Origin of the sequence: Pengzhenrongella sp. (genome assembly GCF_036565025.1) — a bacterium.
Classification (GTDB): Bacteria; Actinomycetota; Actinomycetes; order Actinomycetales; family Cellulomonadaceae; genus Pengzhenrongella.
Map to the genome: position 1 here is coordinate 1 of NZ_DATCNW010000174.1, position 8,644 is coordinate 8,644.

The window sequence follows — 8,644 nt, forward strand, 5'->3', positions numbered from 1 at the left end:
ATGACGGACTCCTCGTGGGCCGGGCCGAAGCTCGTGACCATGACGGCGTCGATCTCGTCCGCCGCGATCAGCGAGGCACCGTCCGAGTAGACGGTCGCGCCGATGGGTTCGGCGACCTTCGCGGCCCGCGCGGGGTCGAGGTCGGTGACCGCGACGACCTTCCCGCCGGACAGCAGGTTCGTGATGCGCTCGATGTGCGCCTGGCCCATTCCGCCGGGGCCGATGATGCCGATCCTGACCGTCATGTCAGCTCCTTGCGATCTACGTGGTCGAGCGGGCACCGAGGTTGCACTCGGCGAGGTACTCCCGGGTGGCGATCGCGTTGGGCAGCGGGAAGTCGAACTTGACCGGGTACAGGTCCTGCTCGACGACGACGATGATCTCCCGATCGAGGCCCGCGAGCGCGTCGACCAGGGCTGTCATCTCCGGCTGGCCGGCTGGCGGGGTGACGCTCGCGCCGCGCGAGATGGCTTCGCCGAACGGCCAGTCCTTCTCGTGCGCCTCGGCGACCAGGTCGGGGTCCATCGCCTTGATGTGCACGAACCCGATCCGGTCCGGGTAGTCCCGGACGATGTTGATCGGGTCCTCGCCGCCGTACACGATGTGCCCGGTGTCGAGGCAGAAGGACACGTACTGCGGGTCGGTGTCGGCGAAGAACCGGTCGATGTCCGCGCGGGTCTCGATGTGGGAGTCCCCGTGCGGGTGCACGACCATCGTGATGCCGTACTCGTCGGAGAGGATCTTGCCGAGCCGGTTGGCGTTTGCGGTGTACAGCGCCCACTGCTCGTCGGACAGCACGCGCTCGTCGGTGAACTCCCACGTCTTGTCCGAGCGGAACAGCGGCGGCAGGTAGATGAGGAACGTCGCACCGACGGCCTTGAGCACCGCGGCGTTTCGGCGCATCTCGAGCTCGGTGTTCGCCCACTGGTCGGCCTTGTGCAGGATGCCGAACTGGGTGCCGGCGATCACCGTCAGGCCGCGCTTGGCCATCTCCCGCTGGAGGGTGGCCGGGTCGGTCGGGAAGTACCCGAACGGGCCGGTCTCGATGTACTTGTAGCCGGCCTCGGCCATCTCGTCGAGCGTCGTCTCCCAGTCGATCTGCTTGGAGTCCTGCGGGAACCACACCCCCCAGGAGTCCGGCGCCGTGCCGACGACGAGCTTGTTGTAGCGCGGGTCCGGGTTGCGGGAGAGGTCAGGCTGGAATGATGTCTGCGTCATTGCGTGAATCTCTCTGTCTTGTCGGGACGTGCGGAGCTCAGTTGTTGCCGGGGAAGTTCATGCTCGCGCTCGCCGCGGTCTCCTGGTGCGGCCAGCGGGTCGTGACGACCTTCGCCTTGGTGTAGAAGCGGAAGCCCTCGGGACCGTGCGCGTGGTGGTCGCCGAACAGCGAGGCCTTCCAGCCGCCGAACGAGAAGTACCCGACCGGGACCGGGATCGGCACGTTGATGCCGACCATGCCGACCTCGACCTCGACCGAGAACTGGCGGGCGATCTCGCCCGAGCCGGTGAAGATCGCCGCACCGTTGCCGAACGGCGACGAGTTGACGAGCTCGATGGCCGCCTCGTAGCTGTCGACCCGCACGACGGTCAGCAGCGGCCCGAAGACCTCGTCCGTGTAGGCCCGCATGTCGGTCGTCACGTTGTCGAGGATCGTCGGGCCGACGTAGAAGCCGTTCTCGAAGCCGTCGACCACCAGCGTGCGACCGTCGACGACCGCCACCGCGCCGGCGTCGATCGCCTCGGTGGTGAGGTCCAGCACGCGCTGGCGGGAAGCCGGGGTGATGACCGGGCCCATGTCGGTGTCCGCGGCGCTGCCGGGTCCGACCTTGATCTTCTCGGCCTCGACCTTGAGCGCGGCGAGCAGCGGCTCCGCGGCGTCGCCGACGACGACGACGACCGGCAGGGCCATGCAGCGCTCCCCCGCGGAGCCGAAGGCCCCGGACGAGATCTGCGACGCGGCGAAGGCGATGTTCGCGTCGGGCATCACGATGGCGTGGTTGTTCGCGCCGCCGAGGGCTTGGGCGCGCTTGCCGTTGGCGGTGGCCCGCTGGTGGACGTACTTGGCGATCGGCGTGGACCCGACGAACGAGACGGCCGAGATGCCGTCGTCGTCGAGGATCGCGTCGACGGCGACCTTGCCGCCGTGCACGACGTTGAAGACGCCGTCGGGCAGCCCGGCCTCCTGGTACAGCTTGGCGATGACGATCGACGCGGACGGGTCGCGCTCGGACGGCTTGAGGATGAACGCGTTGCCGGCGGCGATCGCGACCGGGTGCATCCACAGCGGCACCATGGCCGGGAAGTTGAACGGTGTGATCCCGGCGACGACGCCGAGCGGCTGGCGCAGGGTGTGCACGTCGACGCCGGTCGACGCGTCCGAGCTGAACTCGGTCTTGGACGCCTGGTTGATGCCGCAGACGAACTCCATGGTCTCGCGGCCACGGGCAATCTCGCCGCGGGCGTCGTCGACGGTCTTGCCGTGCTCGGCGGAGATGATCTGGCCGAGCTCGAGGTCGTGGGTGATCATCAGCTCGCGCATGCGGAACAGAATCGTGGTGCGCTTGGCCAGCGACATCCGGCCCCAGGACTTCTGGGCCGCGGTCGCGGCCCGCACCGCCTCGGCCACCGTCTCGGCGTCGCCCAGCGCGACGTGCCCGGACACCTCACCCGTGGACGGGTTGTAGATCGGCTGGGACAGACCGGTGGTGCCTTCGGTCTCGCGGCCGTTGATCCAGTGCTTGACCGTGACCACGGGGGCGGCGGCGGAGGCGGCGCTGGAAGCTTCTTGGGTGATGGTCATCGTGTTCTTCTCACTCTCTGGGAGGACGAATGTCGCGCGGAGCTGAACGTGATTCAGAGGTAGTGGCGCTGGTCCGATTTCTGCTGCAGATACTCGCCGTAGGCCGTCCGGGTGCTCTCCAGTCGCGAGGTCTGCGAGACGGGGACGTCCCACCAGGCCGACGACGGCGGGTTCGGCCCGTACAGGTCGGTCTCGATATGGATGACGGTCGTGTGCGACGACGCGGCGGCCTTGACGTAGGCGTGGCGGAACTCCTCGATGGTCGAGACCTCGAAGACGTCGGCGCCGAAGCTGCGCGCGTTGGCCGCCAGGTCCAGCGGCACGTACTCGCCGTCCAGGCGCCCGGTGGCCGCGTCCCGCATCCGGTACTTCGTGCCGAACCGCTGCGACCCGCGGGACTCCGAGAGCCCGCCGATCGAGGCGAAGCCGTGGTTCTGCAGCAGCACGATGATGACCTTGAGGTTCTCCGAGACGATCGTCGCGATCTCCTGCGGGAGCATCTGGTAGGTCCCGTCGCCGACGATCGCGACCACCTCGCTGTCCGGTGCGGCCAGCTTGGCGCCCATGGCCGCCGGGATCTCGTACCCCATGCACGAGAAGCCGTACTCCAGGTGGTACTGGATCGGGCTGCGCGCACGCCACAGGGCCTGCAGGTCGCCGGGCATGGACCCGGCGGCGTTGATGACGATGTCGTCGTCGGCCATCAGCTCGTTGAGCGCGCCGAACACCTCGGTCTGCGCCGGGAGCGGGGAGTGGTCGCGGTGGTAGCACTCGTCGGTAACCCTGGCCCAGTCCGCGACGAGGCCGGCGACCCGGGCGCGGTAGGCCTCCTCCACGCGGAACCCGTCGAGTGCGGTGGTCAGGGCCGCGAGGCCCTCGCGGGCGTCGGTGACGACCATCTCGGCGGAGTTCTTCGCCGCGTCGAACCCGAGCACGTTGAGGTTGACGAACCGCACGTCCGGGTTGCGGAACGCGGTGTGGCTCGCGGTGGTGAAGTCGGAGTAGCGCGTCCCGACGCCGATGATCACGTCGGCCTCGGCGGCGAGCGCGTTGGCCGCGTCGTTGCCGGTCGAGCCGACCCCGCCGACCGAGGCGGGGTGCTCGAAGCTGATCGCGCCCTTGCCCGCCTGGGTGTCCGCGACCGGGATCCCGGTCGCGTCGGCGAAGGCCGCGAGCGCGGCCGAGCCCTCCGAGTAGATGACCCCGCCGCCGGCGATGAGCAGCGGCTTGCGCGCGGACCGGATGACCGCGACCGCGCGGGCCAGGGCGGCGGGCTCCGGGACGGGCCGGGCCACGTGCCAGACGCGCTTGCGGAAGAACTCGACCGGCCAGTCGAAGGCCTCGGCCTGCACGTCCTGGGGCAGGCAGATGGTGACGGCACCGGTCTCGGCCGGGTCGGCGAGCACCCGCATCGCGCCCAGGGCGCTCGGGATCAGCTGCTCGGGGCGGTTGATCCGGTCCCAGAACCGCGAGACGGGCTTGAAGGCGTCGTTCACCGAGATGTCCAGGCTCCGCGGGTCCTCGAGCTGCTGCAGGACCGGGTCCGGGGACCGGGTGGCGAACGTGTCCGACGGCAGGATCAGCACCGGGATGCGGTCGATCGTGGCCAGCGCGGCGCCGGTGATCATGTTGGTCGAGCCGGGGCCGATGGACGCGGTGCACGCGAAGGCCTGCATCCGGTTCCTGGTGCGCGCGTAGGAGACAGCGGCGTGCACCATGCCCTGCTCGTTGCGGGCGAGGTAGTACTTCAGGCGGTTCTCGCCGTCGGCCGGGTCCAGGTCGTTCTGCAGCAGCGCCTGCCCGACGCCGGCCACGTTGCCGTGGCCGAAGATCCCGAACGCGCCGGGGATGAGCCGCTGCTCGACGCCGTCCCGCTCGCTGTACTGGTTGGCGAGGAACCGCACCAGCGCCTGACCGACGGTCAGCCGGATCGTGCCCTGCGCGGTGGTCGCTGCGTCGTTGCTCACTGGGCGTCCTTGGTCGAGGGGGCGGGGCCTGCGGGGCGGGTCATCGGCAGTCGCGGATCGGTGTCCTGGGCGTCCCAGGTCTCGCGGATCCAGTGGTGGGCCGGGTCGTCGGTCATCAGCCACTTCCCGTCCGTCGCCGGACCGGCCATGACGTTGAGGTAGTACAGGTCATAGCCCGGGGCGGCCATGGACGGGCCGTGGAACCCGTGCGGGGTCAGCACCACGTCGCCGGTGCGGACCTCCTCGGACACCTCGATCGGACGCTCGGCGGTGCCGTACGTCCGGTGGAACGCGAAGCCGGGACCGCCTCGGCCCTCGCGCACCTCGAACAGGTAGATCTCCTCGAGCTCGCGCTCGACGTCGGAGTGCACGTCGTGCTTGTGCGGCGGGTAGGAGGACCAGTTGCCGCCGGGGGTGATGACCTCGCAGGCCAGCAGGTGATCGGTCTCGACGTCGTTCCCGAGCGCGTAGTTGTTGACCTGGCGGGTGGCGCTGCCCGCACCGCGCAGGGCGACGACGACGTCGGTGGCCGGCCGGTAGGACACCTCAAGGCGCCGGGTGGCGCGCGCCGTCGGGAGGGCGAACCGCCCGCCGCGGGCCGAGGTGATGGTCACGGTCGTCTCTCGCGGGACGTAGAGGTAGTCGGTGACCTCCGAGAAGACATCCGGCCGGCCGGTGAGCGCGTAGCTGACCCCCTCGGCCTCGACCGTGCATCCCCCGCTGAGCGGCAGCACGAGGGCCTCGTCGTCGCCGGTGGCCAGCTCCTGGCTGCCGCCGGCGGGCAGCTCGAGGACCTTCAGGCCGCTGAAGGTCCAGCCGGCGCGTTCGGGCGTGAGGTCCAGCGGGAACTGGCCGTGGGCCGTCTCCCCCGCCCGGATCACGAGCTTGTCGTCGTTGCTCAAAGCAGTCCCACCGCATCGTCGACGGCCGCCGCGACGTCGTCGCCCGGCGGGTAGAGCAGTGAACGGCCGATCACCAGGCCCTTGACCCCCGGCTGGGCGAGCGCACTGGCCCACCCGGCGAGGGCCGCGTCGCGATCCTCGGCGACCTCGCCGCCGAGGATCAGCGCCGGCATCGTCGAGGCGGCCATGACGCGTTCCATCTCGGGCACGCAGGGCAGCTTGAGCCAGGTGTAGGCGGACGTGCGGCCCAGCCCGGAGGTGATGGCGATCGAGTGGATCACCGCGTCGGGGGTCAGGTCGTTGCGGACCTTGCCCTCCACCCGCCGGGAGATGAACGGCTCGACCATCGCGATCATGCGGTGGTCGGCGAGCTCGTCGACCGCGCGCGCGCAACCCTCGATGGTCTCGATCGTGCGCGGGTCGTCGTAGTCGATGCGCATCAGCATCTTCCCGCCGTCCAGGCCCGCCTCGGTCACGCCGCGGGCGTCGTAGCCCGTGAACCGGTCGTCCATCTCGAACCGCGCGCCGGCCAGGCCGCCGCGGTTCATCGAACCGAAGACGAGCTTGCCGTCGAGCGCGCCGAGCAGCGCCAGCTCCTCGATCATGTCCGCGGTGCCCAGGAAGCCGTGCACCCCGGGCCGCCCGAGCGCCTCGACGCAGCGCGCCAGCAGGTCGCCGCGGTCGGCCATCGCCGTCGGGTGGGCCCCGGCGGCCAGCGCCCCGCGGGCCGGGTGGTCGGCGGCGATGATCATGAGCTTGGCATCGCGCCCCGAGGGCATGGCGCCGCGCGGACGGTCCCGCAGGGCCTTGCCGATGCTTTCGGGGGCGTGCGTGCGCACCTCGACGATCTCGTCGATCGTGGTCATCGGGCACTCCTGCTCTTCATGTCGTTGAGCTCGGCGACCGGCGTACCGGCCAGGACTGCCTCGACCTCGTCGGCCGTCGGCATGGCGGTGGAGCACTCGAGCCGGGAGGCCACGATCGCGCCGGCCGCGCTCGCGCCGGCGACGATGCGCTCGAGCGACCAGCCGCTCAGCAGGCCGTGGCACAGCGATCCCCCGAAGGCGTCGCCGGCCCCCAGCCCGTTCACGACCCGGATCGCGGTGGGCGGCACGACGACCCGCTCGTCACGCGTCTTGGCCAGAGTTCCCGTCGGTCCCTGCTTCACGATGGCGATCTCGACGCCCGCCTCCAGCAGCGCGTCCGCGGCCCGCTCCGGATCGGTCTCGCCGACGGCGATCTGGCACTCCTCGCGGTTGCCCACCGCGACCGTGACCTGGCCGAGGCACGCGCGCACCTGCTCGCTCGCGTCCTGGTCACTGGTCCAGAACATTGGCCGGTAGTCGAGGTCGAGGACCGTGTGCCGAGCGCGGGCGCGAGTGGCCAGCGCCGCGTGGTGGGCGGCTCGGCTCGGCTCCTCGGAGAGGCCGGTGACGGTGAGCCAGAACAACTCGGCCTCGCGCAGGAGGTCCAGCGGGAGGTCCCCGACCCGCAGCTGGAGGTCCGGCGCGGTGGGCTGGCGGTAGAAGTACAGCGGGAAGTCGTCCGGCGGGAAGATCTCGCAGAAGGTGACGGGCGTCGCGAGGTTCGCCGACGTGATCACGTACTCGTCACTGACGCCGAGGCGGTTCATCTCCTGGCGGACGAACCGGCCGAACGGGTCGTCGCCGACCCCGGTGAGAGCGGCGACCGAGTGCCCCAACCGGGCCGCGGCGACCGCGACGTTCGTCGGGCTGCCCCCGAGGAACTTCCCGAAGGTCTCGACCTGCTCCAGGCCGACGCCGGTCTGCAGCGGGTAGATGTCCACTCCGGACCGGCCGATGGTCACGACGTCCACGTCTGGGCGCACCGTTGCTCCTGTCGATTTCCACGTCATTGCGGGCCACCCGGTTGGGCAGGCGCGGCACGATCAGCACGGCGATCACCCGATCGATCACCGCTGACCGCTGCCTCACCTTGACTCTGCACCACGTGACCGCCGATCGTCAACTCTTTGTCCGAACATACGGACATCCGGGCCTTGGCGCGACACGCCGGGCGGGCCGCCGCGCGGGCCGGATCCGACGTGCGATGGTGCACCAGGTGGACAAACCGGTGAGAATGTCCGTACAGGTAGAACACGGTCCTGAAGATCACCGGCATTTGTTCGGTCAACTAGAGAATGCGCAGGGACATGTCCAGCGACCAAGCAACGATGTTGCGCATCGACCTCGATCGTTCGAGCCCGATCCCGCTCTACCACCAGATGGCCAAGGCGATCGAGCTGAACATCGAGTCGGGCGCGCTCGCGCCTGGAGAGCGGCTGGAGAACGAGATCGCCCTCGCCCAGCGGCTTCGGGTGTCCCGCCCGACCGCCCGCCGCGCCCTCCAGGAGCTCGTGGACCTCGGCATGCTCGTGCGCAAGCGCGGCGTCGGGACCCAGGTGGCGCCCGTGCGGGTGCGTCGGAAGGTCGGCATCTCGAGCCTGTTCGACGACCTCGCCGGCAGCGGCCGCAAGCCGACGACGACCGTCCTCGAGTACAGCGTCGGTCATGGCTCCCCCGAGATCACCGAGGTGCTCGAGATCCCGCTCGACTCCGACGTGGTCACGGTCCGCCGCCTGCGGTACGCGGACGGCGAGCCGCTCGCGCTGATGACCAACCACCTCGCGCTCGAGATCGCCCCCACCTACGAGGAGCTCAACGAGCTCGGCCTGTACGCGGCCCTGCGCGAGCGCGGCATCGAGGTCCATCTCGCCCAGCAGCAGATCGGCGCCCGCACCGCGACCGCGGCCGAGGCCCGCATGCTCGACGAGAAGCCCAAGGCGGCCCTGCTCTCGATGGAGCGCACCGCCTACGACGCCACGGGTCGCGCCATCGAGCACGGCAAGCACCTCTACCGAGCCTCCCGCTACAGCTTCGCCACCACAGTCTTCGCCCAGTAGACCCCCCTCCGAAAAAAACCCCGTAACGTCCGAGCGTTGACGTCCTATAGGA

8 protein-coding genes are annotated in these 8,644 nt (G+C 70.2%); 1 reads left to right on the forward strand and 7 read right to left on the reverse strand.

Translation table 11 applies throughout. The features are described 5' to 3' along the window. From VIM26_RS10025 to iolC, 7 genes are all read right to left on the reverse strand, one after another. The coding region (locus VIM26_RS10025; protein ID WP_331950691.1) for a Gfo/Idh/MocA family oxidoreductase at positions 1-245 on the reverse strand (245 nt) is incomplete at its 3' end. 16 nt (positions 246-261) lie between these two features. After that, positions 262-1,218, reverse strand: coding sequence for a sugar phosphate isomerase/epimerase (locus tag VIM26_RS10030; RefSeq protein WP_331950693.1), 957 nt, complete (start codon positions 1,216-1,218; stop codon positions 262-264). Positions 1,219-1,255: 37 nt separating this feature from the next. Beyond that, on the reverse strand, positions 1,256-2,800 hold the full coding sequence (locus VIM26_RS10035) for a CoA-acylating methylmalonate-semialdehyde dehydrogenase (RefSeq protein WP_331950695.1): 1,545 nt from the start codon (positions 2,798-2,800) through the stop codon (positions 1,256-1,258). 53 nt (positions 2,801-2,853) lie between these two features. Then, positions 2,854-4,767 (reverse strand): 3D-(3,5/4)-trihydroxycyclohexane-1,2-dione acylhydrolase (decyclizing), encoded by a 1,914-nt coding sequence (gene iolD / locus VIM26_RS10040; protein WP_331950697.1) that lies wholly within the window; start codon positions 4,765-4,767, stop codon positions 2,854-2,856. After that, entirely contained in the window at positions 4,764-5,669 is a 906-nt protein-coding gene (gene iolB / locus VIM26_RS10045; protein WP_331950699.1) for a 5-deoxy-glucuronate isomerase, read from the reverse strand. The genes iolD and iolB overlap by 4 nt, the downstream gene beginning before the upstream one ends. Next, positions 5,666-6,535: a Cgl0159 family (beta/alpha)8-fold protein gene (locus VIM26_RS10050; protein ID WP_331950701.1), complete on the reverse strand. Its 870-nt coding sequence runs from the start codon at positions 6,533-6,535 to the stop codon at positions 5,666-5,668. The genes iolB and VIM26_RS10050 overlap by 4 nt, the downstream gene beginning before the upstream one ends. Next, complete coding sequence (iolC, locus tag VIM26_RS10055; protein ID WP_331950703.1) at positions 6,532-7,545, reverse strand: 5-dehydro-2-deoxygluconokinase; 1,014 nt, start codon at positions 7,543-7,545, stop codon at positions 6,532-6,534. Before iolC ends, VIM26_RS10050 begins: the two co-directional genes overlap by 4 nt. A gap of 318 nt (positions 7,546-7,863) precedes the next feature. On the opposite strand from iolC, the gene VIM26_RS10060 reads away from it, so the two are divergent. Continuing rightward, a complete protein-coding gene (locus tag VIM26_RS10060; RefSeq protein WP_331950705.1) occupies positions 7,864-8,592 on the forward strand; it encodes a GntR family transcriptional regulator in 729 nt (242 codons plus the stop codon). Positions 8,593-8,644: the final 52 nt, after the last annotated feature.

Excerpts from the sequence above, each read along its gene's own strand:
- VIM26_RS10030 (WP_331950693.1), bottom strand. The coding sequence starts at position 1,218 with ATGACGCAGACATCATTCCAGCCTGACCTCTCCCGCAACCCGGACCCG.
- VIM26_RS10035 (WP_331950695.1), bottom strand. The coding sequence starts at position 2,800 with ATGACCATCACCCAAGAAGCTTCCAGCGCCGCCTCCGCCGCCGCCCCC.
- VIM26_RS10050 (WP_331950701.1), bottom strand. The coding sequence starts at position 6,535 with ATGACCACGATCGACGAGATCGTCGAGGTGCGCACGCACGCCCCCGAA.
- iolC (WP_331950703.1), bottom strand. The coding sequence starts at position 7,545 with ATGACGTGGAAATCGACAGGAGCAACGGTGCGCCCAGACGTGGACGTC.
- VIM26_RS10060 (WP_331950705.1), top strand. The coding sequence starts at position 7,864 with ATGTTGCGCATCGACCTCGATCGTTCGAGCCCGATCCCGCTCTACCAC.